This is a genomic window from Pedobacter frigoris, assembly GCF_032678645.1.
Lineage (GTDB): Bacteria > Bacteroidota > Bacteroidia > Sphingobacteriales > Sphingobacteriaceae > Pedobacter > Pedobacter frigoris_A.
On the sequence record NZ_JAVTSP010000002.1, the window covers coordinates 413964 to 439245 of the forward strand.

Annotated in this window: 27 protein-coding genes; 19 read left to right on the forward strand and 8 right to left on the reverse strand. The window is 40.2% G+C overall.

The annotated features are described in order from the left end of the window. Window positions 1–4: 4 nt before the first annotated feature. From R2Q78_RS08200 to R2Q78_RS08280, 17 genes are read left to right on the forward strand one after another with little or no spacing between them, the layout of a single operon-like run. Window positions 5–1216 carry an NADH-quinone oxidoreductase subunit D gene (locus tag R2Q78_RS08200; protein WP_316790673.1) on the forward strand — a complete coding sequence of 404 codons (1212 nt, stop codon included), beginning with the start codon at window positions 5–7 and terminating at the stop codon, window positions 1214–1216. After that, window positions 1209–1721, forward strand: coding sequence for an NAD(P)H-dependent oxidoreductase subunit E (locus R2Q78_RS08205; protein WP_316790675.1), 513 nt, complete (start codon window positions 1209–1211; stop codon window positions 1719–1721). The genes R2Q78_RS08200 and R2Q78_RS08205 overlap by 8 nt, the downstream gene beginning before the upstream one ends. Next, window positions 1721–3088 carry an NADH-quinone oxidoreductase subunit NuoF gene (gene nuoF / locus R2Q78_RS08210; RefSeq protein WP_316790677.1) on the forward strand — a complete coding sequence of 456 codons (1368 nt, stop codon included), beginning with the start codon at window positions 1721–1723 and terminating at the stop codon, window positions 3086–3088. Before R2Q78_RS08205 ends, nuoF begins: the two co-directional genes overlap by 1 nt. Before the next feature lie 5 nt (window positions 3089–3093). After that, the gene (locus tag R2Q78_RS08215; protein ID WP_316790680.1) at window positions 3094–4098 is read left to right on the forward strand and encodes a 2Fe-2S iron-sulfur cluster-binding protein; all 1005 of its coding nucleotides are present in this window, start codon (window positions 3094–3096) and stop codon (window positions 4096–4098) included. Further along, window positions 4098–5135, forward strand: a complete 1038-nt coding sequence (gene nuoH, locus R2Q78_RS08220; protein ID WP_136836996.1) for an NADH-quinone oxidoreductase subunit NuoH — start codon at window positions 4098–4100, stop codon at window positions 5133–5135. The genes R2Q78_RS08215 and nuoH overlap by 1 nt, the downstream gene beginning before the upstream one ends. A gap of 32 nt (window positions 5136–5167) precedes the next feature. Next, entirely contained in the window at window positions 5168–5668 is a 501-nt protein-coding gene (locus R2Q78_RS08225; protein WP_316790683.1) for an NADH-quinone oxidoreductase subunit I, read from the forward strand. Between the two features lie 21 nt (window positions 5669–5689). Further along, window positions 5690–6187: an NADH-quinone oxidoreductase subunit J gene (locus tag R2Q78_RS08230; protein WP_316790686.1), complete on the forward strand. Its 498-nt coding sequence runs from the start codon at window positions 5690–5692 to the stop codon at window positions 6185–6187. A gap of 8 nt (window positions 6188–6195) precedes the next feature. Beyond that, window positions 6196–6516, forward strand: coding sequence for an NADH-quinone oxidoreductase subunit NuoK (gene nuoK / locus R2Q78_RS08235; RefSeq protein WP_394347590.1), 321 nt, complete (start codon window positions 6196–6198; stop codon window positions 6514–6516). A gap of 24 nt (window positions 6517–6540) precedes the next feature. Further along, window positions 6541–8433, forward strand: coding sequence for an NADH-quinone oxidoreductase subunit L (gene nuoL, locus R2Q78_RS08240; RefSeq protein ID WP_316791572.1), 1893 nt, complete (start codon window positions 6541–6543; stop codon window positions 8431–8433). A gap of 21 nt (window positions 8434–8454) precedes the next feature. Further along, window positions 8455–9921 carry an NADH-quinone oxidoreductase subunit M gene (locus R2Q78_RS08245; protein WP_316790688.1) on the forward strand — a complete coding sequence of 489 codons (1467 nt, stop codon included), beginning with the start codon at window positions 8455–8457 and terminating at the stop codon, window positions 9919–9921. Window positions 9922–9925: 4 nt separating this feature from the next. After that, window positions 9926–11299, forward strand: coding sequence for an NADH-quinone oxidoreductase subunit N (locus R2Q78_RS08250; RefSeq protein WP_316790691.1), 1374 nt, complete (start codon window positions 9926–9928; stop codon window positions 11297–11299). 45 nt (window positions 11300–11344) lie between these two features. Next, the gene (locus R2Q78_RS08255) at window positions 11345–12004 is read left to right on the forward strand and encodes a DedA family protein (protein ID WP_316790693.1); all 660 of its coding nucleotides are present in this window, start codon (window positions 11345–11347) and stop codon (window positions 12002–12004) included. 4 nt (window positions 12005–12008) lie between these two features. Further along, window positions 12009–12560, forward strand: coding sequence for an inorganic diphosphatase (locus R2Q78_RS08260; protein ID WP_316790696.1), 552 nt, complete (start codon window positions 12009–12011; stop codon window positions 12558–12560). A gap of 17 nt (window positions 12561–12577) precedes the next feature. Next, a complete protein-coding gene (locus R2Q78_RS08265) occupies window positions 12578–13984 on the forward strand; it encodes a hemolysin family protein (protein WP_316790698.1) in 1407 nt (468 codons plus the stop codon). Window positions 13985–13995: 11 nt separating this feature from the next. Next, a complete protein-coding gene (locus R2Q78_RS08270) occupies window positions 13996–14700 on the forward strand; it encodes a 16S rRNA (uracil(1498)-N(3))-methyltransferase (RefSeq protein ID WP_316790700.1) in 705 nt (234 codons plus the stop codon). After that, window positions 14697–15353 carry a DUF4159 domain-containing protein gene (locus tag R2Q78_RS08275; protein WP_316790702.1) on the forward strand — a complete coding sequence of 219 codons (657 nt, stop codon included), beginning with the start codon at window positions 14697–14699 and terminating at the stop codon, window positions 15351–15353. The genes R2Q78_RS08270 and R2Q78_RS08275 overlap by 4 nt, the downstream gene beginning before the upstream one ends. A gap of 2 nt (window positions 15354–15355) precedes the next feature. Next, window positions 15356–15853, forward strand: a complete 498-nt coding sequence (locus R2Q78_RS08280; protein ID WP_316790704.1) for an acetyl-CoA carboxylase biotin carboxyl carrier protein subunit — start codon at window positions 15356–15358, stop codon at window positions 15851–15853. 51 nt (window positions 15854–15904) lie between these two features. On the opposite strand, the gene R2Q78_RS08285 is transcribed toward R2Q78_RS08280, so the two are convergent. Beyond that, window positions 15905–17521, reverse strand: a complete 1617-nt coding sequence (locus R2Q78_RS08285) for an SUMF1/EgtB/PvdO family nonheme iron enzyme (protein ID WP_316790705.1) — start codon at window positions 17519–17521, stop codon at window positions 15905–15907. Window positions 17522–17775: 254 nt separating this feature from the next. On the opposite strand from R2Q78_RS08285, the gene porV reads away from it, so the two are divergent. After that, window positions 17776–18957, forward strand: a complete 1182-nt coding sequence (porV, locus tag R2Q78_RS08290; RefSeq protein ID WP_316790706.1) for a type IX secretion system outer membrane channel protein PorV — start codon at window positions 17776–17778, stop codon at window positions 18955–18957. Window positions 18958–18990: 33 nt separating this feature from the next. After that, the gene (ispF, locus tag R2Q78_RS08295; protein ID WP_316790708.1) at window positions 18991–19470 is read left to right on the forward strand and encodes a 2-C-methyl-D-erythritol 2,4-cyclodiphosphate synthase; all 480 of its coding nucleotides are present in this window, start codon (window positions 18991–18993) and stop codon (window positions 19468–19470) included. Between the two features lie 309 nt (window positions 19471–19779). Here ispF and R2Q78_RS08300 read toward each other — a convergent pair whose 3' ends face one another. The 7 genes from R2Q78_RS08300 to R2Q78_RS08330 all read right to left on the reverse strand — a co-directional run bounded on the left by R2Q78_RS08300 (window position 19780) and on the right by R2Q78_RS08330 (window position 25281). After that, a complete protein-coding gene (locus R2Q78_RS08300; protein WP_316790710.1) occupies window positions 19780–20658 on the reverse strand; it encodes a pirin family protein in 879 nt (292 codons plus the stop codon). A gap of 43 nt (window positions 20659–20701) precedes the next feature. Then, window positions 20702–21232, reverse strand: coding sequence for a YceI family protein (locus R2Q78_RS08305; RefSeq protein ID WP_316790711.1), 531 nt, complete (start codon window positions 21230–21232; stop codon window positions 20702–20704). Between the two features lie 90 nt (window positions 21233–21322). Continuing rightward, window positions 21323–21913, reverse strand: a complete 591-nt coding sequence (locus R2Q78_RS08310; RefSeq protein ID WP_316790713.1) for a Crp/Fnr family transcriptional regulator — start codon at window positions 21911–21913, stop codon at window positions 21323–21325. A gap of 18 nt (window positions 21914–21931) precedes the next feature. After that, a complete protein-coding gene (locus R2Q78_RS08315) occupies window positions 21932–22090 on the reverse strand; it encodes a FeoB-associated Cys-rich membrane protein (RefSeq protein WP_316790715.1) in 159 nt (52 codons plus the stop codon). 49 nt (window positions 22091–22139) lie between these two features. Beyond that, window positions 22140–23330 (reverse strand): hypothetical protein, encoded by a 1191-nt coding sequence (locus R2Q78_RS08320; protein ID WP_316790716.1) that lies wholly within the window; start codon window positions 23328–23330, stop codon window positions 22140–22142. 2 nt (window positions 23331–23332) lie between these two features. Beyond that, window positions 23333–24178 (reverse strand): glutamine amidotransferase-related protein, encoded by an 846-nt coding sequence (locus R2Q78_RS08325; protein WP_316790718.1) that lies wholly within the window; start codon window positions 24176–24178, stop codon window positions 23333–23335. Beyond that, a complete protein-coding gene (locus tag R2Q78_RS08330; protein ID WP_316790720.1) occupies window positions 24178–25281 on the reverse strand; it encodes a carboxylate-amine ligase in 1104 nt (367 codons plus the stop codon). The genes R2Q78_RS08325 and R2Q78_RS08330 overlap by 1 nt, the downstream gene beginning before the upstream one ends. Between the last annotated feature and the right edge of the window lies 1 nt (window position 25282).

The window sequence follows — 25282 nt, forward strand, 5'->3', positions numbered from 1 at the left end:
ACCCATGAACAATCAGCCAGTATATACAGATAATGATCCGCAGAATGAGTTGGTAACCTTAAACTTAGGTCCGACACACCCTGCTACACATGGTGTTTTTCAGAATGTAATCCAGTTGGACGGAGAGCGCATCGTTAGCGGTGTATCTACTATCGGATATATTCACCGTGCTTTTGAGAAAATCGCTGAACACAGGCCATTTTATCAGATTACGCCTTTAACAGACAGATTGAATTACTGCTCGTCGCCTATCAATAACATGGGATGGCACATGACAGTCGAAAAATTATTAAATATAAAAACTCCAAAGAGAGTTGATTACCTGAGGGTAGTTGTCATGGAGCTTTCACGTATTGCAGATCATATCATCTGTAATACAATTATTGCCCAGGATACCGGAGCAACTACAACCTTCCTTTACTTATTTCAATTCAGAGAACACATCTATGAGATCTTTGAAGAAGTATGTGGTGCAAGGCTTACCACTAATATTGGTAGAATAGGTGGTTTTGAAAGAGATTTCAATGATATCGCCTTTGCTAAGATTAATAAATTCCTAAAAGAGTTTCCTGTTGCCTTAAGAGAGTTTGAAAGCTTATTGAACAGGAACCGTATATTCATCGACCGTACGGCTAAGGTTGCGACAGTTTCAGCGGAACAGGCATTAGATTACGGTTGGACAGGGCCTTTACTTCGTTCAGCTGGTGTAGATTATGATGTGCGTGTAAGTGATCCATATTCTTCATATGAAGATTTTGACTTTGAAGTTCCGGTTGGTACGAGCGGCGACATTTATGACCGCTATCTGGTAAGAAATGAGGAAATGTGGCAGAGTCTGAGATTGATTGAACAGGCTTTAGAGAAGATTAAAAGTGAACCTGCAGGTATTTTCCACGCGGATGTTCCTGAATTCTATTTGCCGGCTAAAGAAGAAGTGTATAACAATATGGAGGCTTTGATCTATCACTTTAAAATTGTGATGGGAGAAATAGATGCTCCTAAAGCTGAAGTTTATCATTCTGTAGAGGGTGGAAACGGAGAGCTTGGTTTTTATCTGATCAATGACGGAGGGCGTACCCCTTATCGTTTGCATTTCAGAAGACCTAGTTTTATTAATTATCAAATGTTTGCTCCTATGAGTAAAGGTATGCTATTGTCAGATGCCATTATCAATATGAGTAGCATGAATATTATTGCAGGAGAATTAGATGCTTAAAGTAGAAGAACAACAACCTGTAGAGTTTTCGCCAGCTTTAATAGAAAAGTTCGGAGAAATTATTGGCAGATACCCTCAAGGTAAACAAAAGTCTGCTTTATTGCCCATGCTGCACGAAGTTCAGGCAGAGCTGGGATGGTTAAGTACAGATGCAATGGATAAAGTTGCTGCACGTCTGGATATTCAGCCTATAGAGGTTTATGAAGTAGCATCATTTTATTCGATGTACTTTTTGAAACCTCAGGGTAAGTATATGTTGGAAGTATGCAGAACAGGACCTTGCTGCCTTGTTGGCGCCGAAAAGCTAATGAACCATATTGAAGACAGGCTGGGTGTAAAGGAAGGAGAGGTGACAGCAGACGGCTTATTTAGCTGGAGAGGTGTGGAGTGTCTGGCTGCCTGCGGATATGGTCCTGTATTGCAGATTGGCCCTGAATATACATTTTACGAAAACCTTGATGAACAAAAGGTTGACGCATTGATAGAAGATTTACGCAAGAAATAATGGCTCGTAAACTATTATTAGAACACATAAACGTACCTGGCATCAATACACTTGATGTTTATCGCCAGAAAGGTGGATATCGTGCTGTAGAAAAGGCTTTAAAAACCCTTACTCCTGATGAAGTGGTGGAAGAGGTGAAAAAGTCGGGGCTACGTGGCCGCGGTGGTGCGGGATTCCCGACAGGGATGAAATGGAGCTTTTTAGCAAAACCAGAGGGTGTTGCCCGTTACCTGGTGTGTAATGCTGATGAATCTGAACCCGGTACTTTTAAAGACCGTTATCTGATGACCCACATTCCTCATGCGTTAATTGAAGGAATGATTGTTTCAAGTTTCGCATTAGGCGCTAATACTTCTTACATCTATGTAAGGGGAGAGATGATGCCTCAGATCAGGATACTGGAAAAGGCGATTGCAGAAGCTAAGAATGCCGGATTTTTAGGTAAAAATATATTAGGTTCAGGGTATGATCTGGAGCTTTATGTTCAGCCAGGAGGCGGTGCTTATATCTGCGGGGAAGAAACAGCCTTATTGGAATCTTTGGAAGGAAAAAGAGGAAATCCAAGGATTAAACCTCCGTTCCCTGCTATCGCTGGATTATACGGTTGCCCGACTGTGGTAAATAACGTTGAATCTATCGCAGCTGTTGTCCCTATCGTTAACGATGGTGGAGATGAGTATGCCAAGATTGGAATTGGGCGTAGTACAGGTACCAAGCTGATCTCTGCTTCAGGTAATTTAGTAAGGCCGGGAGTATACGAAATTGAACTGGGATTGCCGGTTGAAGAATTCATCTATTCTGATGAGTGGTGTGGCGGTATTGCAAATGGAAAAAGATTGAAAGCTACTGTTGCCGGAGGATCTTCAGTTCCTATTTTGCCTGCTAACCTGACTTTAAAACTTGCGAACGGAGAGCCAAGGCTGATGAGTTATGAGTCTTTGTCGGAAGGTGGTTTTGCTACAGGTACGATGATGGGTTCAGGCGGCTTTATTGCGTTTGACGAAGATCAGTGTATCGTAAGGAATACCTGGAATTTTTCACGCTTCTATCATCATGAGAGTTGCGGACAATGTTCGCCTTGCAGAGAGGGTACAGGATGGATGGAGAAGGTGTTACACAGAATTGAATACGGACATGGAAAGATGAGTGATATTGATCTTTTGGTGGACGTTTCGAAGAAAATAGAAGGAAATACAATTTGTCCGTTAGGTGATGCGGCGGCCTGGCCGGTTGCAAGTGCCATCAGACATTTCAGAGATGAATTTGAGTGGCATGTAAATGAGCCGGTTAAATCTCTAGATACAAATTATGGTTTGGCTAATTATGCTGAACCGATTGCTAAAGCAGAAGTTACGACAGGAAATTAACAATCATGAGTGATACAGTTAAGGTAACCATAGACGGAATAACAGTAGAAGTAGCACCTGGTACAACTATCTTGAATGCTGCAAGGCAGATAGGTGGTGATATTGTACCCCCTGCAATGTGCTATTATTCAAAATTAGAAGGTAGCGGCGGAAAATGCCGTACATGCATTGTTAAGGTAAGTAAGGGTTCTGAAAAAGACCCTCGTCCGATGCCTAAATTAGTAGCGTCATGCCGTACTACGGTAATGGATGGAATGGAAGTGCAGAATATCACTTCACCAGAGGTAATTGAAGCGAGAAGCGGGGTTGTAGAAATGCTGTTGATCAACCACCCATTAGATTGCCCGGTTTGTGATCAGGCAGGAGAGTGTGATCTTCAGAATCTGGGCTATGAGCACGGGTTGCAAAAGACCAGGTATGAGTTTGAGCGCAGAACTTTTGAGCGCATCGACATTGGGGACAAGATCCAATTGCACATGAACAGGTGTATTTTATGCTATCGTTGTGTATTTACTGCCGATCAGATCACAAATAAACGTGTTCATGGTATATTAAACAGGGGAGATCATTCAGAGATTTCTACTTATATCCAAACAGCTGTTGACAACGATTTTTCAGGTAATGTTATTGATGTTTGCCCGGTTGGGGCCTTAACAGATAAAACATTCCGGTTTAAAAACAGGGTTTGGTTTACTAAGCCAATTGATGCGCATAGAGACTGCCCTACCTGCAGTGGTAAGGTAACTTTGTGGTATAAAGGCGAAGATGTTTTGCGTGTAACTGCCCGTAAAGACATTTATGGTGAAGTAGAAGAATTCATTTGCAATACCTGTCGTTTTGATAAGAAAAAAACAGCTGACTGGGTAATCGAACATCCTACTCATATTAGTGATGCTTCAGTAATTGCTTCAAATCATTACGAGACTTTAAAACCATTGCCGGTAATTCAGGATAATCCACAATTACAGCAAGCAAATAAGGTTGAACTAGAAAAAACCACTAAATTCTAATGGACTTAGCTTTTGTTATAGAAAAATTTGTGCTGGTAACCATCATTTTTGCTATCAGTTTATTGATAGCGATGTATTCTACCTATGCAGAGAGAAAGGTCGCTGCCTTTTTACAGGACAGACTTGGACCGGACAGAGCAGGGCCTTTTGGTATTCTTCAACCACTTGCTGATGGGGTAAAGATGTTTATGAAGGAGGAGATTGTTCCTTCCAATGCCAGTAAATGGTTATTTATGGTTGGGCCCGGTTTGGCGATGCTAACCGCCTGTATTGGTACAGCCGTAATTCCCTGGGGAAGTGATATCACAATTGGCGACAGGGTAATTCCTTTGCAGGTTACAGACATTAATGTCGGTATTTTATACATTTTTGGAGTGGTTTCCCTAGGCGTATATGGTGTTATGATTGGTGGCTGGGCTTCCAACAACAAATATTCTTTGTTGAGTGCAATTCGTGCGGCTTCTCAGAATATCAGTTACGAGATTGCAATGGGGTTATCTATTATTGCTTTGTTGCTGGTAACTAATACGATGAGCCTGAAGGAAATTGTAGATCAGCAGCACGGGTGGCGCTGGAATGTATTATATCAGCCTCTTGGTTTTCTGATTTTCCTAATTTGTTCCTTTGCTGAGACGAATAGAGCACCGTTTGATTTACCCGAGTGTGAGACCGAGTTGATCGGTGGATACCATACTGAGTATTCATCTATGAAGCTGGGCTTTTATCTATTTGCGGAATACATCAATATGTTTGTTTCTTCTGCGGTAATGGCGACATTATACTTTGGGGGATACAATTATCCGGGAATGGATACTATGGCTGTATGGCTTGGGCCGACATGGGCTCCGCTTTTTGGAACATTCATTTTCTTTGTTAAAATATTTGCATTTATATTTTTCTTCATGTGGGTACGCTGGACAATTCCTCGTTTCCGTTATGACCAGTTGATGCATTTGGGCTGGAAAGGTTTGATTCCTTTGGCTATAGCGAATATCATTATCACAGGCATTGTGATTGCAATAATTGAGAAGTTTTAACTGCCGCTTTGCGGATAATATAAGGAGGTTTAATGGAACCATTAACCAGTAAAAAGAAAGTATTAGAACAAAAGCCACTGACGTTTGGAGAACGCATGTATCTGCCTGCGATAGTAAAGGGTTTGTCTGTTACAATAAGCCACTTATTTAAAAAAGAGGCTACAATCAGGTATCCTGAAGTAGAAAGAGAGTTTTCTGTAAATTTCAGGGGAATGCATTCTTTGAAAAGAGATGAGGAAGGAAGAGAACGTTGTACTGCCTGCGGACTTTGTGCATTATCATGTCCTGCTGAGGCAATCACAATGATTGCTGCTGAGCGCAAGCCGGAAGAGAAAGCACTGTACCGTGAGGAGAAATATGCGTCTGTATATGAGATCAATATGTTGCGTTGCATTTTCTGCGGTTTATGTGAAGAAGCTTGCCCTAAAGAAGCCATTTATCTTGACGGCCCAATAGTTCCCGCTGATTACCTGCGTAAGGACTTCATTTACGGTAAAGACAAGCTGGTAGAACAGCCATTAGATAATAAATAGATAATAAATTAAACATAGATAATGGGTACATCAGTATTCTATTTTGTAGCAACATTAAGCGTGATCTTTTCACTGATGGTTATTTTTTCGAAGAACCCGGTGCATAGCGTCCTTTACCTGATTGTTACATTTTTTACGTTCACAGTTCATTATATTCTTTTGAATGCCCAGTTCCTGGCTGTCGTAAACTTTATTGTTTACATGGGTGCAATTATGGTTTTGTTCCTCTTTGTGCTCATGCTGTTGAACTTAAACAAGGATAATGAGCCTTTGAAATCCAATATGGTGAAGATAGTAGGTGTGATTGCCGGATGTTGTCTGGTAGTGACGCTGGTAGGATCTTTAAAAGCAACGGCAATTTCAGATCCTGTTATTTTAAGAAATCCAAATCTGGGTCTATTGAAAAATCTTGGAAAGGAATTATTCGGCCCTTATATGCTGCCATTTGAACTGTCATCAATACTATTGCTTGCTGCAATGGTAGGTGCTGTATTGTTAACTAAAAAAGAAAAAGTATAGTGGAAAACATGACTCAACAATTACAGGGTGTTCCGCTTAACCATTACATTTGGCTAAGTGCTATTATTTTCACCATTGGTGTTATAGGTGTATTGACACGTAGAAATGCGATCGTTATCTTCATGTCTGTCGAACTCATGCTAAATGCCGTTAACTTATTGTTGACTGCATTCTCAGTACACAGCAATGACCCTTCCGGACAAGTATTTGTATTTTTTATTATGGCTTTGGCTGCTGCAGAAGTTGCAGTTGGCTTAAGTATAATTGTAATGGTCTACCGGAATACGCAATCAGTAGATATTAATGTGTTGAATCGCCTTAAGTGGTAATTATTAAGAATAAGTTATAAGATGATAATAGATTTAGTTTGGCTGGTTCCGTTAATTCCACTAATTGGTTTTATAATCAATGGATTGGGAAGAAACACATTATCTAAAAACCTTATCGGTTTTATTGGAAGCAGTGTGATATTCATTTCGTTTGCAATAAGCATCGGTATTTTTACTGCGCTGGCATCAAGCCCTGTGAAATCTCATGAGGTATTCCTGTTTGATTGGATTAGTGCTGGTTCACTACATATTCCTTTGTCATTTCTGGTAGATCCCTTGAGTTCAATTATGCTGCTTATCGTAACAGGAGTAGGATTTTTGATCCATATCTATTCAATAGGATATATGCATGATGATGAAGGTTTTGGTAAGTTTTTTAGTTACCTGAACCTGTTTATCTTCTTCATGTTGCTGCTTGTGCTTGGTTCGAACTATATCGTGATGTTTATTGGCTGGGAAGGCGTTGGTCTTTGCTCATACCTATTGATCGGATTCTGGTATACAAATAGTAGTTATGCATCTGCAGCTAAGAAAGCTTTTGTGATGAACAGAATAGGGGATCTGGGATTCCTTCTTGGGGTATTCTTCATTTTCACAACTTTCGGTAGTGTTGAGTTCTCAAAAATATTTCCTCAGGCAGCAGCTATGTTGCCGGGTGATGGCACAATTGCTTTAATCGCTTTATTGTTATTTATTGGTGCATGTGGTAAATCGGCGCAGTTGCCTTTATTTACCTGGCTTCCTGATGCGATGGCTGGCCCGACTCCGGTTTCGGCCCTGATCCACGCTGCGACGATGGTGACAGCCGGTATCTACATGATTGCCAGGTCTAATTTGATCTTTGACCTTGCACCAATGATTCAGCATATTATCGCTATTGTAGGTTTAGCCACAGCAATTGTAGCTGCTATCATTGCATTGACCCAAACAGACATTAAAAAGGTATTGGCTTATTCTACGGTATCTCAATTGGGATATATGTTCTTAGGCTTAGGTGTTGGAGCATACAACGGTGCATTTTTTCATGTAATCACTCATGCGTTCTTTAAAGCATTATTGTTCTTATGTGCTGGATCAGTCATTCATGCATTACACCACGAACAAGACATGAGACATATGGGTGGATTACGTAAAAAACTGCCTGTAACGTTCCTGACGATGTTAATTGGTACAATTGCAATCGCAGGTTTGCCGCCATTCTCAGGTTTCTTCTCTAAAGATGAAATCCTGGCACATGTCTATATGTATGATAAGGTCATGTGGGGAATTGCGGTATTTGGTGCATTCCTTACAGCATTCTACATGTTCAGGATGTTATTCCTGACTTTTTATGGCAAATACAGGGGTACTCATCATGCTGAAGAAAAGATTCATGAGTCTCCAAAGACGATGACGCTGCCTTTGATTGTTCTTGCTGTTCTTTCTGCTATTGGCGGTGTTATAGGTATACCGGAAACGCTTGGGGGAAATCACTGGCTTTCTCATTGGCTATCGCCCGTAATAAAACACGCAGCTGAAGCACCAGACCACGCAACTGAATATGCTTTAATGGCTGTTTCTGTAGTTGGCGTGTTGATTTCTATTGCTTTTGCTTATGCCAAATATATTAAGAAAGATCATATCCCTGCTCCTGATGAAGCTGAGAGATCTTTCCTGGCCAATCTATCTTACAATAAGTTTTATTTTGATGAAATTTATGATACACTTTTTAGAAAGCCACTTGATGCGATTTCAGGTTTCTTCTATAAAGTAGTGGATAATAAAATTGTGGATGGAATAGTGAACGGCCTTGGATGGGGTACTTCAGAAGCGAGTAAAGGCTTGCGCCTGGTGCAGTCCGGCAATGTCGGGTTTTATATTTTTATGATGGTGGTAGGAATCATCTCATTGTTATTGTATACTTATTTATCTCTATAAAAGATCGTTCAAGAAAAGATAATGGAACAACTTTTACTACTTCTTATATTCTTACCACTCGTTGGTGCACTGATTACCGCGTTTTCCGGCAATGCCGCTAAGCATGTAGCTTTAGTTTCATCTATCGTGTCTCTGGCATTGACTTTGGCCCTGGTATGTAATTTTTCTCCAAATGCTAGTACTCAATTTGTGGTTAATTTTCCATGGATTCAGGATTTAGGAATCAATTTCCATGTTGGTATTGATGGGATAAGTATCATTACAGTATTGCTGACGAATGTGTTGATGCCTTTAATTATACTTGCCGGTTATCAGCATAATTATAAAAATCCGAATGGTTTTTTTGCATTGGTTTTGTTCATGCAAAGTGGACTTTTACTGGTATTCACAGCACTCGATGCCTTCTTATTTTATATTGGATGGGAGGCCGCTTTGATCCCGATTTACTTTATCTGTGCGATATGGGGAGGTAAAGATCGTATTAAAGTAAATATGAAGTTCTTTGTGTATACTATCGCAGGATCATTGTTCATGTTGCTAGGTATCATTTATTTATATCTTCAAAATCCAGCACATAATTTTGATATACAGGCCTTTTATAGCCTGAATCTGGATTCAGTTCAGCAATGCTGGATCTTCTGGGCTTTCTTTATTGCTTTTGCGATTAAGATGCCAATTTTCCCTTTCCATACGTGGCAACCAAATACTTATACTGAAGCCCCTGCCGTGGGAACGATGCTTTTGTCGGGTATTATGCTAAAGATGGGTATTTATGGAGTGATCAGATGGCTGTTGCCAATTGTCCCTTCCGGAGTTCAGGATTGGGGAAATCTGGCAATCATTCTTTCAGTAATTGGTATTCTCTATGCTTCAATCATTGCTTTTACTCAAAAAGATGCAAAAAGATTAGTCGCATATTCATCTATTGCTCACGTTGGTTTGATCAGTGCCGGTATTTTTGCTTTAAATGTGCAAGGGATGCAAGGCGCGATGGTACAGATGCTCAGTCATGGTATCAACGTGGTAGGTTTATTCTTCGTGTTGGACATCATTTCCAGCAGAGTTAAAACCAACCGGATCAGCGAACTCGGAGGTATAGCCAAACAAGCGCCGATATTGGCTATTGTTTCACTAATCATTGTTTTTGGAACTGTAGCTTTGCCTGGAACAAATGGTTTTATTGGAGAGTTTCTTTTGCTAATGGGCGTTTATCAATACAATGTATGGGTTGCAGTATTTGCTGGTCTGACAATAATATTCGGAGCTGTATATATGCTTAGAATGTATCAGAATGTGATGCTGGGAAAAACCAACGAACTTACAATAGGCTTTACAGATATCAAAGGTTCAGAAAAAGTCGTATTGTATACCATCTGCGTATTGATCATTGTGTTGGGCGTATACCCAAAACCAATTCTTCAGTTGTCAGAAGCTTCAGTACAGCATTTAATAGAACAAGTAACACAAAAATTAACTTCGGTAAACTAAACAAATGAATATCATTATAACCATTGCTGTTACAGCGTTAGTAGTGCTTTATGCAGGTTTGTTTAAGGCTAAAAAGGCATTGTTGCCAATCACACTGATTGGTTTGCTTACCTCTCTGGCGTTTGTTGTTACTTCGTGGAATACAAACAAAACCTATTACAGCATGATGCAAATGGATAATTTTGCGTTGGCTTTTGCCGGAATTACTATAGTTGGGACGATTTTTATATTTCTGCTTACTCAAAATTATTTTGCAGAGAACAGTGAGAATATAGCGGAGTATTTTACGCTGATCTTGTTTGCTCTGGCGGGTATAGAGATCATGGTTTCCTATAAAAATATGTCCATGTTGTTCATTGGACTGGAGATCATGTCTGTAAGCTTGTATATTCTTGCAGGTATACGTAAGGGTAATTTTGCATCTAATGAAGCATCTTTAAAGTATTTCTTGATGGGAGCTTTCTCTACAGGATTTTTACTGTTTGGGATTACCTTAATTTATGGGGCTACAGGATCTTTTGATCTAGATGTGATTAACCAATATCTAGTTGGTAATTTTAAAACGATCTCACCTATGTTTTATCCTGGTGTGATTTTATTACTGATCGGTCTTAGCTTTAAGATTGGTGCTGCGCCTTTTCACTTCTGGACTCCAGATGTATATGAAGGAGCGCCGACGTTGATTACGTCATTCATGTCGACAGTCGTGAAAACGGCTGGATTTGCGGCATTCCTTAGGTTGTTTGCAGATACATTTGCGCCATTGCATGATTTCTGGCTTCCACCATTAATGGTGATTGTATGTTTGACTTTATTTATTGGTAATGTGACAGCCCTGTTTCAGAAGAATTTCAAGAGAATGCTTGCCTATTCAAGTATCTCACATGCCGGATATCTGCTATTCTCGTTAGTTACACTTACAGGCAATTCGGCCAATAATGTATTGGTTTATGCTGCGGCATATACATTCGCAAGTATTATTGCCTTTGCTGTTTTAATTTTGGTAAAACAAAAAACCGGCAATGACCATTTTGACAGCTTTAATGGCCTGGCAAAAAAGAATCCATTAACTGCGTTGATCCTTACTGTAGCTATGCTTTCGTTAGCAGGGATACCGCTTACAGCTGGATTTATAGGTAAATACCTGATGTTCCTTAATGTAATGGGAGAGTATCAGGTTTATCTGGTAGCATTTGCGATTTTGAATGCACTCGTGGGCTTCTATTATTACTTCAAAGTAATTGTGGCCATGTATTTTAAAGAAGGCAATGAAATCGAGCTGGATACACCTGTTCAATATAAAGTTGTATTGGTGTTATCCGTGATAATTACCCTGTTTTTAGGAGTTTATCCAGCTGTAATTTTAAATTTGATATAAGCTTATCTCTAGATAATTATTAGTAGTTTTACGAGTAATTGAACTATGCAAGATTTCTGGAACTCACTACAGCATTTTATCGACCCCGAAAAATTACTTAAAGAAGGTGGTTTTTATGTTGTAATGTTTGTGATTTTTGCGGAGACCGGCTTGTTTTTCGGATTTTTTCTACCGGGCGATTACCTTTTATTTTTAGCGGGCATGTTTGTGGCAACAGGCAAATTGGATGTGAACATCTATGTGTTGATATTGGGTTTGTGTGTTTCTGCGATTTCAGGTAATTTTACTGGCTATTGGTTTGGACGAAAGACCGGGCCTGTACTGTATGATAGGAAGGACTCTTTCTTCTTCAAAAAGCGTTATTTGAAAGCCGCTGAAGAATATTACAACAAACAAGGTGCATTTGCATTGATTATGGGTAGGTTTGTTCCGATAGTAAGAACTTTTGCACCGATTTTTGCTGGTGTAGTTAAATTAGATTTTAAGAGATTTGCATTATATAACATTGCGGGTGCAATATTATGGATAGCTTCATTAACTTTGCTCGGTTATTTTCTGGGTAAAAGATTTGAAAAGGAAATTAACGATTATTTATTATACATAATTATAGGATTTATTGCTGTAACATCTATCCCTTTATTATATGCATTTTTAAAGAAGAGAGTAGTTAAAAGCAATAACGAAGAGACAACAAATATTGAATAAAAGAATGAGTAAATACGATCATCACCCATGGCACAGCGTTTCACCTGGCGACAACTTACCTGAAATTGTTAATGCTATTATAGAAATCCCTAAAGGTTCAAAAGCGAAATACGAAATTGATAAAGACTCTAACTTAATTAAGCTGGACAGGGTGCTTTTTTCTTCAGTGATGTATCCTGCTAACTACGGATTTATTCCCCAGACTTATTGCGATGATAATGATCCATTGGATATTCTGGTTTTATGCTCTGTGGATGTTTACCCACTTTCAATTATTGAAGCAAAAGTAATTGGTGTGATGCATATGGTAGACAATGGTGAGCAGGATGACAAGATTATTGCTGTTGCAAAAAATGATATGTCTGTAAATTATATTAATGATTTAGCAGAATTGCCGCCGCATACGATGAAAGAGATTGTTAAATTCTTTCAGGATTATAAAGCGCTGGAAGAAAAGAAAGTGACGATAGAGCACTTGTTAGGCGTACGTTATGCGCATAAGGTAATCCAGGAAAGTATTGCCCTTTATGACAAAAAATTTAGAAATAATACTTAATGATTTACCCCGTCAGTATGTCTGCTATCACATTTCTTAGTGCATTTTTTCCTGCTTCCGTATTAACCACGGTAGTAGTTGCCCCCGATGCAGACGGAGAGGCGGTAGGCTGGCGCTTGTTATTTGCATTATTTCTTGTATTCCTAAACGGTTTTTTTGTTGCTGCAGAATTTGCCATCGTTAAGGTTCGCGCTTCACAAATAGAAATTAAAGCTAAAACTGGTAGTAGGGTAGGTAAAATGGCTAAAAATATTGTCCATAACCTGGACGGATATTTGGCAGCTACACAGCTTGGGATTACATTGGCCTCTCTCGGATTGGGTTGGGTTGGTGAAGGCGTAATGCATACTATCTTTAAAAATTTGTTTGTTAGTTTTGATTTAAACATCAGTGATGCGGTTATTCATTCTGCGTCCACTATTGTTGCCTTTTCTATCATCACAATTATGCATATCGTATTTGGAGAATTGGCACCAAAGTCCCTGGCTATACAGCGTCCTGTAGCTACTACTTTGTTTATTTCTATTCCCCTGCAAATTTTTTACGTAGTACTAAAGCCCTTCATATGGGCCTTAAATAGTTTAGCTGCTGTGATTTTAAAACCTTTTGGGATCAATACGGCAGGTGGTCATGAATCTTTGCACAGCAATGAAGAGCTACAATACTTGCTGGACCAGGGTAAAGAGAGCGGTGCTTTAGAAGATAATGAACATGAACTCATTAAAAATGTTTTTGATTTTAATGAGCGGGTAGTTAAAAACATTATGGTTCCCCGGACTAAAATTTCCGGTATTGAATTGAGTACATCAAAAGCGGAAGTAGTCGAGAAGATCATTGCCGAGGGATATTCCCGCATGCCTGTCTACGACGACGTGATAGATAAAATCATCGGAATCATACACGCAAAGGATGTACTGCCATTGTTGGCGAGCAACAAAGAGTGGTCATTGAGCGACATTATCCGTAAGCCCTATTTCGTTCCTGAAACAAAAAAGATTAATGATCTTTTAAGTGAGCTTCAGCAAAAGCGCATCCAGATTGCTATTGTAATTGATGAGTTTGGTGGAACTGCAGGAATGGTAACATTAGAAGATATCGTAGAAGAGATTGTTGGTGAAATTCAGGATGAATATGATGAAGAAAAGCCGACTGTTGAAAAGATTTCTGATACAGAGTTTGTGATCAATGCTTATGCTACGGTTTATGATGTAAATGAGCATCTGCCCCATGATTTGCCAGAAGACGAGGATTTTGATACTGTAGGGGGATTGGTTTCTCATGCTTTTGGTAAAATTCCGGAAGTAGGTGATAGTGAAGAGTGCTATGGCTATCTGTTTACCATCCTTAAGAAAACAGAACAAAACATAGAAACCATAAAGCTTGAGTTGGTTATCAATAAAAGTGATATGGTTGATAATCATTAATCTTTTTTCTCATGCATGTCTTTTATACACCCGACATCAGTGCTAATGAGTATGTCTTAAATGAGGATGAAAGCAAGCATTGCCTTAAAGTATTACGGTTGGGTATTGGAGCACGGGTTAATTTAATAGATGGTCGTGGGGGCATGTATCTTGCCGAGATTATTCAAGAATCCAAGAAAAATGTAACCCTTAGGGTGATTGAAACCACACTTGAATACAATAAACGTAATCATCATCTTCATATTGCAGTCGCACCCACTAAAAATATCGACCGTTTGGAATGGTTTCTGGAAAAGGCAACTGAAATAGGTATAGAAGAAATAACCCCATTGATATGCGACCGTTCGGAGCGTAGAGTTGTAAAAGAAGACAGATTGAACAAAGTGATTACCTCTGCTGTTAAACAATCGCTTCAAGCTTACCATCCGGTATTAAATCCACAAATTAACTTTGCTGATTTCCTGAGGATCAAAAATGATTCCATCAAAATGATTGCCCATTGCATAGACGGCGAACCAAGGGAATACATAAATGAACTTATAAAGCCTGGTCAAAATTATACTTTGCTTATTGGTCCTGAAGGTGATTTTACACCGTCGGAAATAGAATTAGCTTTGGAGAATGGGTATAAACCATTAACTTTAGGTAATACACGACTACGTACAGAGACGGCTGCACTGGCGGCTTGTTTTGAAGTGAATTATTTAAATAGATGAGATTTAAAACATACCTGCTGGCCGGATTGGTGTTGCTGAACTGCAGCTTTTCTGTGCCGACTTATAAAATGGCTAAACTTAAATATAATGGGGGTGGGGATTGGTATGCAAACAGAACAGCTTTGCCAAACCTCATTGATTTTTGTAATAAAAATCTTAAAACCAATTTTGCTAGCCAGGAAGGAACTGTCGAGGTAGGCAGTCCTGAATTATTCAATTATCCTTTTGTCTACCTGACGGGACATGGAAATGTTGTATTCAGCAGTGCAGAAGCCAGTAATTTGAGGAAGTATCTGATAGGCGGTGGTTTTTTGCATATCGACGATAATTACGGCCTGGATAAATTCATCCGAAAAGAGATGAAAAAGGTATTCCCTGAGTTGACCTTCGTGGAATTGCCTGCAAATCATGCTTTATACAACCAAAAATTTAAGTTTCCCGGCGGACTGCCAAAAATCCACGAACACGATGGTAAACGGCCTCAAGGTTTCGCATTGATGTGGGAAGGAAGGATGGTTTGTTATTATACGTTTGAATGCGATCTGGGTAACGGATGGGAAGATCAGGGGACTTATCCTGACGACACCCAGCAAAAGAGATTAGACGCGCTTAAAATGGGCGCAAATCTCGTTCAGTATGCTTTAACACAATAGTTATGAAAGTAAAAGTAAATGACAAGTATAATTTTGATGTCGATATCAACAATGACAACATAAACGTTGATGACCAGAAGCTATCCATAGATTCAAAGAAACTGGCGGACGGGCATTCGCATTTTATCTATAATAACAAGTCATACAGGATAGAACTTGTATCTGAAAATAAGGAAGATAAAACTGCTCAGGTTAAGGTGAATGGCCAGCTATATCAGGTAAGCATTGAAGACCAGTATGATCAATTGCTTAAGCAACTGGGACTGGATAATTTACAGTCTAATAAAGTGAAAGAAATTAAGGCTCCAATGCCGGGTCTGGTGCTCAATGTAATCGTAGCAGAAGAACAGGCAGTACTAAAGGGCGACAGTTTATTGGTGTTGGAGGCAATGAAGATGGAGAATGTAATCAAATCACCAACAGATGGCGTCGTAAAGAAAGTCCTGATTCAAAAAGGTGACAAGGTAGAAAAGAACGAAATATTGATACAATTTAGCTAAATAAAAAAGGAGCAGTAATTACTGCTCCTTTTTTATAGCTATAAAAGCCGATTATCTTTTGCGGCCATTAAAAGCCTTTTGGTTTTTTGGTTTAAATTGAGGCTTGCCAAAGGATCTGATTTCAGAAGCACCAAGCATAGTCATCGCGCATCTAAAGCCTAAGCTGGCTGTAGACTCATCTTGTTGCATAAAGCGGCGTGCTGCAGGATTTAGCCAGATTGCCTGATCATCCCATGAACCACCTTTGTAAACCCTGGATTTGTCAGTAATTAATGTGGTTTCTCCATATAAATCACTTGCTTTATCGCGGTATCCTCTTTGGTCCGCGTAGGTATTTTGAGTGAGTGGTTTGCCAAGAGAATCTACACCAGACTGCGCTGTTGCAGCCGAAGAAGCTTGTTTTTCAGCCCAGGTTTGTTTTCTTGCCGAAATAGCAGGTACCATTACCGGTCTGTTGTGTTTGTCAATTTCCAGTTTTCCAGTAGCAGGATCAGCTATTTTTTTGTCCTGATAGAAGTTGCCGCGATAAGGATTGAAAGCGTCTGCAGCCTCAAATGTTTTCGAACGATAAACGTCAGCTACCCACTCGTTCACATTTCCCGCCATGTTATACAGTCCAAAATCGTTTGGCAAATAAGATCTAACGGGTACTGTCAATCCACCCTTATCGTTAAGAGACCCCCCAACGCCCATATAATCTCCTTTGGTCCTTTTAAAGTTCGCTAAAATCAGACCTCTGGTTTTTTTCTTTGCTGAGCTTAAGCCCAATCCGTTCCATGGATAGATTTTATTCTCGCTGATATTCTCATATTGGGTATTTCCGATTAAGCCAAGTGCTGCATATTCCCATTCCGCTTCCGTAGGGAGACGATAAGGTTGTTTTAATATTCCATCTTCCAGCCTGACGTTTCTTGTGGCAGCAGTTGAGTTAGATCCTGGAGTAGCAGTGGCAGCTGCACCGGGATTCAAATCTTTCATTGCCCTCTTTCCTTTGTCATCGTACTGATTATTCTGATAAAGAATGCTGTTAAACGGCTCTTTGGTTTTATTGGCTGTAGCAGCAGCACCAGTAGCAGTACCTCCGTTCAAATCTTTGAAGCTGGTCATATAGCCTTGTTCGCGGAGCAGGAGCTCATTTACCCTGTCTGTTCTCCATTCGCAATACCTTGAAGCCTGCTCCCAGCTTACTCCTACCACCGGATAGTCCTGATAGGCCGGGTGCCTTAAATAATTGTCTACATAAGGTTCATTATAAGACAAAGGGCTCCTCCACACTAAAGTATCAGGAAGCTCAGTGTAATAGTACTCATAGTCTGTCGGATAATTGGTTCTGATCCAGTTTAAATACTCCAGCCAGTTGGTATTTGACACCTCTGTTTCATCCATATAAAATGAAGACACAGTGGTTTCTCTTTTATGATTATAATTGCTTAGTTCTTCTCCCGGGACGCTAATGGCACTTCCGCTCATTACAAAAACGCCACCTTCGATTTCCACCAAACCCGGACCCGGTCCCCGCTTGAATTTGTTATTTACCTGAAAACCTCCATATTCTTTTTTGTTGTATGCCAAACCAGTCTTATCGGATGTGCCTGATTTGGATTTACAAGAAACAAGTGAAGCTACAGCCACAAGAGATGCAAGTGAATATAAGTACGTTTTTTTCATTGGACTATGTAAATAGTTACTCTAACTGTTAAAACTACATAAAAAAACAGGTATGCTCCAAAAAAAACTTTGTTATTAAATCAAATTTAATGTTGTCAAAATAAATCCACATTTGAACGAACAGCAGAATTTTTAGTTGATCCGTGCGTTTTGATCAGGAAGTTATGCATAAAATCATCGAAAGGAATCGAATTCTTTGAAATTAATGAACACTATGCTAACTTGCGTTCAATAGGAGTTAATATTTTCAAGAAATGAATTTAAGGTACTTAGTAAAAACTGTATTAGGCATTTTTTCTTTAGTAACAGTTTCTGCTGAGCTATCTGCCCAGATAGTAGCTCCTGGTACCCAGGCAAATGGCAGCAGGCCCAACAATATCGTTACCGCAGTTCCTTTCCTATTGATTACACCAGATGCAAGAGCGGGAAGCATGGGTGATGCAGGGGTAGCAGTTCAGCCCGATGCGAATGCAATGAGTATTAATCCCTCTAAAATCGCTTTTCTGGATAAGCCTTATGGCTTTGCAGCATCCTACAGTCCCTGGTTGAAAAGCCTTGTTCCGGACATCAATCTGGCATACCTGAGTGGCTTTTATAAGTTGGATGAAAAAAATACGATTGGGGGTTCTCTTCGTTATTTTTCTTTGGGCGAAATTCAATTCGTCGACATCAACCAGCAGGATCAGGGTATATATAGTCCGAATGAGATTGCGTTAGATGTAACTTATGCCCGTAAATTTGATGAGTCATTCTCATTGGGGACAGCAGTGAGGTATATTTATTCTAACCTGGCTTCCGGGCAGTTTTCTGCAGGACAGGAAACGAAGGCCGGAACAGCTTTAGCGGTTGATATTTCCGGTTATTTTAAAAAGCCGACCACCATGTTTGGCACTAAGGCTATAGTTTCTGCGGGGCTCAATATTTCCAATATAGGTACAAAGATCAGCTATGTTGGGGGAGGAGAAAACAGAGGTTTCCTGCCCACTAACTTTAAGATTGGCGGAGCATCAACATTTATCATCGACGATTATAATCAATTTACTTTCGCACTTGATTTTAATAAACTACTGGTGCCTACACAACCGATCTATGATACCGACGGAAATATAATAGCAGGGGAAGATCCCAATCGTTCAGTTCCATCTGGTATATTCGGCTCATTCTCTGATGCTCCAGGCGGCTTCAAGGAAGAGGTACGCGAAGTGAATGTAGCCGCAGGAATGGAATATTGGTACAACCAGCAATTTGCTTTTAGAGCAGGGTATTTCTACGAAGCACCATCCAAAGGCGACAGGCGGTACTTTACTGTAGGAGCTGGGTTGAAATACAATGTCTTCAATATAGATTTTGCCTATTTACTGGCAAACGCACAAAAGAGCCCTTTGGCAAATACGCTGAGGTTTACGCTACTCTTTAATTTTGGCGACGCCAAATAACAATTCAGCAATAATTACAAAATATAGAATAGAATGAAGATTAAAGTGGGTTTTGGGTTTGATGTACATCAACTTAAGGATAATCATCCTTTCATAGTCGGAGGTGTTGATTTGCAACATCATAAAGGAGCGTTTGGACATTCTGATGCTGATGTGCTCTTGCATGCCATTTGCGATGCTCTGCTAGGCGCTGCCAACTTGCGTGATATTGGCTTTCATTTTAAGAATACTGATCCAAGATGGAAAGGAATCAGTAGTATCATCTTGTTGCAGGAAAGCGTAAAGCTCCTGAAAGAAAAGGGATTTGAAATAGGCAATATAGATGCGATGCTTTGCCTTGAAGCACCAAAGATTAATCCTCATATCCCTGCAATGCAGCAAAATATTGCTGATGCTATTGGTATCTCTATCGAAGATATTTCCATAAAAGCGACCACCAATGAGCAAATGGGTTTTATAGGGCGAGAAGAAGGTGTGGTTGCATATGCCGTTTGTCTTATTGAAAAAAGATAATTTAGCACAAAAAATTACCTTCTCTTCACCGGCTGCATAATTTTAGTTTTTCTGCTGAAAAACTAAAAAGACGCTATGCCGCTTCAGAAAAAGTAATTTTTTGTGCTTAGCAGGATGCTTAATATAGTGCTGCATTACAAAATGCCATTCATACTTTATGAATACAGTTGGAGGTATCTTTAGTAGACATCTTGCCTTTTTACGTTTGCTATTTGCACTTTCCCGGAGAAAAATTACCTTCTCAGAGAAGACCTCAGCGCTGGTGATGCGAAGCTTCAGCAGATGCAGTCTTCGAAGAGAACGGTCATTTTACCCCTCTTCGAGATACCCAAATTTCCCCTGATTATAATCACTGATCGCTTCCTGAATTTCCTCAGCTGTATTCATTAAAAACGGGCCGTACTGTGCGATAGGTTCATCTATAGGCTCTCCACTCAATACCAGTACTACCGCATTTTCCAGCGCTTCGATTTCAATCTCAGAACCCTCGTTTTTAAAATGTACAAACTGGTCAGTTTTCGCGGTCTCAGTACCATTTATTAAAATGCTGCCCTCTACGATCACAAAACCGGTGTTGTAGTTTGCAGGGAAGCTAAATGAGGCTTTTCCGCCTTTATTTAACCTGGCATTGTACAAGTGCAAAGGAGAAAAAGTAGAAGCCGAACCTTTAAGCCCTTTATACTCCCCTGCAATAACCTCGATTGTACCAGCGCCATGCTCCAGTTCAAACTTAGCCATTGTAGAATGTTTCACATCCTGATACTTAGGCGTACTCATTTTGTACTTCGCGGGCAGGTTTACCCAAAGCTGTACCATTTGAAAAGCACCGCCTTTTTTACTGAATTCCTCTTCATGGTATTCTTTGTGTAAAATACCCCCTGCCGCAGTCATCCATTGAACATCTCCCGGATAAATCACCCCACTATTTCCTGCACTGTCGTGATGTGCAACTGCCCCGTGATAGGCTATCGTTACGGTTTCAAAGCCACGGTGCGGATGTACACCAACACCTCTCGGCTCATTGCGTGCCGAGAACTCTATTTTTGCATTGTAATCCAACATGAAGAATGGGCTCATTTTTATTCTGTACCCGCTTGGGAAGAAATTATGAACCCTAAATCCATCGCCGACCATATGAGGTGCCGGCGCATTTAATACGGCCGACACATTTTTAATATTTGCTTCCATTTTGTCTCCTTTCTATTTTGACTGGATGCTCATTTATAAATTCTTAGGCTTGTTTTACGAACTGTAATTCGCCCACTATTTTAACTTCCTCGCTTACCATTACACCACCAGTTTCCAGCGCTGCATTCCAGGTCAAGCCAAAATCAGTTCTGTTGATTTTTCCTGCCAATGTAAACCCAGCCTTGGTATTTCCCCATGGATCAGTTGCGATACCGCCAAACTCCACGTTCAATTTTACTGGTTTAGTTACGTCTTTAATGGTCAAATCACCTTTCAGGATATAATCATCGCCGTCTTGTGTTAACGAAGTAGAAGTGAATTTGATAGCAGGATATTTTTCAGCGTCAAAGAAATCTCCGCTTTTCAAGTGGTTATCCCTGTCTTTATTACCTGTATCAATCGATTCTGTTTCAGCTTCAAAAGAAACTTTTGCATTCTCGAAATCATCAGCTTCCGATTCCAATGAAGCATTGAAAGCTGTAAGGCTACCTGTTACAGTAGTGATCATTAAGTGTTTTACTTTAAACTGAAGTTCACTGTGGGTTGGGTCTAATGCCCATTTTGTAGTTGCCATAATATTGTTTTTTGAGTTGATTCTTTTAATTAACAACACAAAATTACGGCCTGGGTTTTAAGCTGGCATTGACCTATGATAAGAAACGCATCAAGGCTTAAAATGCTTATGTGCTAAGTCTTTACGTACCCTGCTCAGCGATTCAGGAGTAATGCCCAGATAAGAGGCAATCATCCACTGGGGGACTCTTAAAGTAAGGTTAGGGTATAGTTTAATAAAATTCAGGTAGCGTTCCTCAGCTGTAGCGCTCAGCAGCATATTGATCCGTTTCTGCATGAACCTAATAGAATTATTCAGCATGGTATTGTTGAGGTCGTTCATGCAGGGTACATGTTTGGACGTCTCATTCATAAAATCCTTATGTACGATAACCGCTTTAGTAGGCTCTATTGCATCAATAAAGAAATCAGAAGGTTCATTGAACAGCATCCCATTACGTTCGGTCAGCCACCACTGTTCCGGGGCAAACTGTATGATGTGTGTTTTTCCTTTACTATCTATGGAATAACTGCGCAGCAAGCCGCTCAACACAAAAAAACCATAAGAAGAAACGTCGCCCTTCATCAGGATCATTTCATTTTTATCAAAGCTTTTTACTTTAAGCTTGTCGGAAATCAGGCTAAACTGCTCATCAGTCAGATCAACTCTTTGTTGTAAATAGGCTTTGAAAGGCTCGAGCATAATGGTTATAGATAAAATCTATTTCTTGTCTGGGGTTATATTGGAAAAATCTACACCGCACTTACAGTTGCTCGCACAGCCTCCTTTTTTGGGAGAAACCGAGCGATAGACAATGCGGCCCACATAGAATACTGCGGCTGCAAAAAGTAAGATGACCAATATAGTTTGAATATCCATAGTACAAATTTAATATGCCCCGGGGTAATCGGGGTCTGTTAATTGTAAATTATTTACCTTCTACAAGTCCAATTGTACCGCCCACCCAGTCGAAATCTTTGTTGTAGCGCACACCAATCATTTTTCCCCGGCTTAATCGGGCCAGGTTAATACACAACTGAGGTTCCCCTCCGTCGGGCCATAAGTACATCAGTCTGATTTCCGCTTTTACTCCTCCATCAGGTGCTTTTACTACAGGTTCATACACCACTTTTTTCTGCAAAATCCAATTTTCAGGATCTTTAATGGCCTCGATATCTGAAAGACTAACGTCTATAATGACTCCCATCCCAGCAAAAGAAAATAAGGGTTTTAATACATAGTTTTCCAAATCAGCCGGTACAGTGTCAAGATCTTTCAGGAAATACGTCTCCGGCACAAATTCACTCTTCAGAAAAGGCATGGTATATTTACTGATGCGGTAAAACCAGTTGGGGTGTGTTACCCATTCTATATCCAGTTCTTCACGGGGATCAAAACTTTCCTTAAAAATGTCAGTCTTATCGGCAATTTCATCAAAAATCAATCGGTTATATAACCTCTTCAATTTAACCTTTTCACCGCCTTCTCTATAATATAATGAATTGCCTTCCTTAAATATATCAGTTAGTGCCAGAATCTTTATTCCTAAATACCTTTGTGTAATAAAGAAATCTATGGCTGTTTTTTGCTCCAGGGCATCAATATCCATGAGTGCCACTTCATGTGGCTCGCAATCTCCCAGTATCACTTTTTTCAGCAAGGTGATATAGCTCTCCTCATTAAAACCATTGAGAAAAGGAGTTAGCCCACTATCTAAGCCATAAGCATCTTTATAAACCCGACCTAAGACCGCCTGAAATCCGTATAACGAAGGAAATCCCTGCATTTCGATCAGTTTGGGTACCAAATCTCCCTTTTCATCTTTGCAGATTCCGAAATCGAAGGTAAGAAAATGTGGCTGTTCATTTTCATTGGGTACATTCCATTGCGCAGGAATAGAGCCATCGGTCAATGATTTAAAGTCAGGCTGTTGAATCAGCTTTATGATCTCCGCGCCAGCCTCCGTCAATTTAGATACCAGATCTGCCGGGAGAAAGATGGGGGTTTCTGCTACCCTAAATGGAATATCAGGAAATCCTTCCCCCAGCGCATTCAGAAAACCTTTGTATTTCTCTTCCGAAAAACTGCTGTTAAATTGTTCCCTGTATTTGCTGATCATAATTATGCTTCTTGCAAGGCATTTACAGCCTCATTTAAAAAGTTTGGTAAAATAATACTTTGGGTAAGCTTGATCTTATTTGGATTGTCCAGGCTCAAAAGCATATCGTTGTACTTATGCGCTCCATGATTTTCCACAATAGCGTTTTTCTTATCATCTCTCAGTAGGTACATTTTCATGCCTACAGGATCTGCTTCCGGGTGGAACTGAGTGCCTACAATCTCTTTTGTAAACCGTACCGACATCACACAACGTTCAAGATCTACATGAGGACGCTCTTTTTCGAGCGCCAATACCGTTGCATCTGAATTTGAGAAAGCCAAATCTTCAGGATTGATCACCTGCCAGTCGCGGCTGTCTACAGTATAGAAAGGATTTGGCAGACCATTGAAAATCAGATCTTCCTCGCCTTCTTCGGTTAAAAAAACAGGGAATATGCCAAAAGCAGTAGAGCGCCTGCGAATGACCTTTCCCAAATTGTATTTCCTGCATGCCATCTGGAAGGAGTGGCAGATCAAAAACACATGTTTTTTTTGATCATTCTTCAAATTATGCGCTTCAATACCATCAAGCAAATTGAAAAAGTCATTTTCCCATTTTTGTCCCTCACCATCATACGGACTTCCCGGTCCGCCACTCGAGATGTAGATATCAAAAGCCAAAGAAGGAATCTCTCCCTTTTGCCTCAGATCAAATACCTCAAACGACATGTCGATGCCCATATTCTCTTGACAATGCTCTTTATAGCGCAATAAGATCTCCTGTATCCCACGCATCCCCTGGTTTGGAGCGCCGTTATTCATATCAATAACGGCAACCTTCACCTTATTTTTTTCAGTTGAACTCACTATTTTGCTCCTATTAACGTTTGAGTAGTAATGTAATCTACTACGGCCTCAAAGTTACCACTTTGTTCGTAAACAGCCAATTGCCTGTCGGCACCCGTTCCGTTTTCCAATATCTTGTGCACATAATTGATCTCATTTCTGCAACCCAGATCGTCCACCACATCATCGATAAAATCAAGTAATTCCAGTACCAGGTTCCGGCAGTTTACTTCCATTTCCTTTCCAAAATCAATCAGGTTTCCATCAATGCCATAACGTGCAGCACGCCATTTATTTTCATTGATCAATGCTCTTGAATAACTGATGAAATTCAGGTTTTGCAGCCTTAATTTGTACAATTTGGCACATAATGCCTGGAACAGTGCCACAAAGGCCATGGTCTCATCAATCAGCATCGGACAGTCGCAGATCCTGAATTCAATCGTTTCAAAGAAGGGGTGTACCCTGATGTCCCACCAGATCTTCTTCGCATTGTCGATGCTATTGGTCTTAATCAGCAATTTCACATAATTGTCATAATCCTCAATGCTGTTAAAAATGTCCGGAATTCCGGTTCTCGGGAACTTATCAAAGACCTTAGTCCTGAAAGACTTATATCCAGTATTTCTGCTTTCCCAGAAGGGAGAGTTTGTAGACAAGGCAAACACATGCGGCAAAAAATACCTGACCTGATTGGCAATGTGTATCGCCAGTTCGCGCGATTGAAAGCCCACATGTACATGCAGGCCGAAAATAAGGTTTGACCGTGCCGCTTCCTGCAATTCATTCACAATTTCGCTGTAACGCGGATGCTCCGTGATCAGCTGTTTCTCCCAGTGAGAAAAAGGATGCGTACCCGCGGCGCCAATGCGCAGTCCTTGTTCACCTGCAAGCTGCGATACCGTATACCTCAACTGGGAGATTTCTGCGCGCGCCTGATCTGTATTCTTACAAATTCCCGTTCCTACTTCCACAACGGCCTGGTGCATCTCTGCCTTCACCTGATCCTTGTGGATCTTTTGTGCGGCCTCTACTATTTTTTGGTCATGCGATGTGAGTTCCCTGGTTACAGGGTCTACAACCATGTATTCTTCCTCAACACCGAGCGTAAAATCATTCATCATA

Coding starts and splice junctions, on each gene's coding strand:
- R2Q78_RS08200 (WP_316790673.1), top strand. CDS start 5: ATGAACAATCAGCCAGTATATACAGATAATGATCCGCAGAATGAGTTG.
- R2Q78_RS08205 (WP_316790675.1), top strand. CDS start 1,209: ATGCTTAAAGTAGAAGAACAACAACCTGTAGAGTTTTCGCCAGCTTTA.
- nuoF (WP_316790677.1), top strand. CDS start 1,721: ATGGCTCGTAAACTATTATTAGAACACATAAACGTACCTGGCATCAAT.
- R2Q78_RS08215 (WP_316790680.1), top strand. CDS start 3,094: ATGAGTGATACAGTTAAGGTAACCATAGACGGAATAACAGTAGAAGTA.
- nuoH (WP_136836996.1), top strand. CDS start 4,098: ATGGACTTAGCTTTTGTTATAGAAAAATTTGTGCTGGTAACCATCATT.
- R2Q78_RS08225 (WP_316790683.1), top strand. CDS start 5,168: ATGGAACCATTAACCAGTAAAAAGAAAGTATTAGAACAAAAGCCACTG.
- R2Q78_RS08230 (WP_316790686.1), top strand. CDS start 5,690: ATGGGTACATCAGTATTCTATTTTGTAGCAACATTAAGCGTGATCTTT.
- nuoK (WP_394347590.1), top strand. CDS start 6,196: ATGACTCAACAATTACAGGGTGTTCCGCTTAACCATTACATTTGGCTA.
- R2Q78_RS08245 (WP_316790688.1), top strand. CDS start 8,455: ATGGAACAACTTTTACTACTTCTTATATTCTTACCACTCGTTGGTGCA.
- R2Q78_RS08250 (WP_316790691.1), top strand. CDS start 9,926: ATGAATATCATTATAACCATTGCTGTTACAGCGTTAGTAGTGCTTTAT.
- R2Q78_RS08255 (WP_316790693.1), top strand. CDS start 11,345: ATGCAAGATTTCTGGAACTCACTACAGCATTTTATCGACCCCGAAAAA.
- R2Q78_RS08260 (WP_316790696.1), top strand. CDS start 12,009: ATGAGTAAATACGATCATCACCCATGGCACAGCGTTTCACCTGGCGAC.
- R2Q78_RS08265 (WP_316790698.1), top strand. CDS start 12,578: ATGTCTGCTATCACATTTCTTAGTGCATTTTTTCCTGCTTCCGTATTA.
- R2Q78_RS08270 (WP_316790700.1), top strand. CDS start 13,996: ATGCATGTCTTTTATACACCCGACATCAGTGCTAATGAGTATGTCTTA.
- R2Q78_RS08275 (WP_316790702.1), top strand. CDS start 14,697: ATGAGATTTAAAACATACCTGCTGGCCGGATTGGTGTTGCTGAACTGC.
- R2Q78_RS08280 (WP_316790704.1), top strand. CDS start 15,356: ATGAAAGTAAAAGTAAATGACAAGTATAATTTTGATGTCGATATCAAC.
- R2Q78_RS08285 (WP_316790705.1), bottom strand. CDS start 17,521: ATGAAAAAAACGTACTTATATTCACTTGCATCTCTTGTGGCTGTAGCT.
- porV (WP_316790706.1), top strand. CDS start 17,776: ATGAATTTAAGGTACTTAGTAAAAACTGTATTAGGCATTTTTTCTTTA.
- ispF (WP_316790708.1), top strand. CDS start 18,991: ATGAAGATTAAAGTGGGTTTTGGGTTTGATGTACATCAACTTAAGGAT.
- R2Q78_RS08300 (WP_316790710.1), bottom strand. CDS start 20,658: ATGGAAGCAAATATTAAAAATGTGTCGGCCGTATTAAATGCGCCGGCA.
- R2Q78_RS08305 (WP_316790711.1), bottom strand. CDS start 21,232: ATGGCAACTACAAAATGGGCATTAGACCCAACCCACAGTGAACTTCAG.
- R2Q78_RS08310 (WP_316790713.1), bottom strand. CDS start 21,913: ATGCTCGAGCCTTTCAAAGCCTATTTACAACAAAGAGTTGATCTGACT.
- R2Q78_RS08315 (WP_316790715.1), bottom strand. CDS start 22,090: ATGGATATTCAAACTATATTGGTCATCTTACTTTTTGCAGCCGCAGTA.
- R2Q78_RS08320 (WP_316790716.1), bottom strand. CDS start 23,330: ATGATCAGCAAATACAGGGAACAATTTAACAGCAGTTTTTCGGAAGAG.
- R2Q78_RS08330 (WP_316790720.1), bottom strand. CDS start 25,281: ATGATGAATGATTTTACGCTCGGTGTTGAGGAAGAATACATGGTTGTA.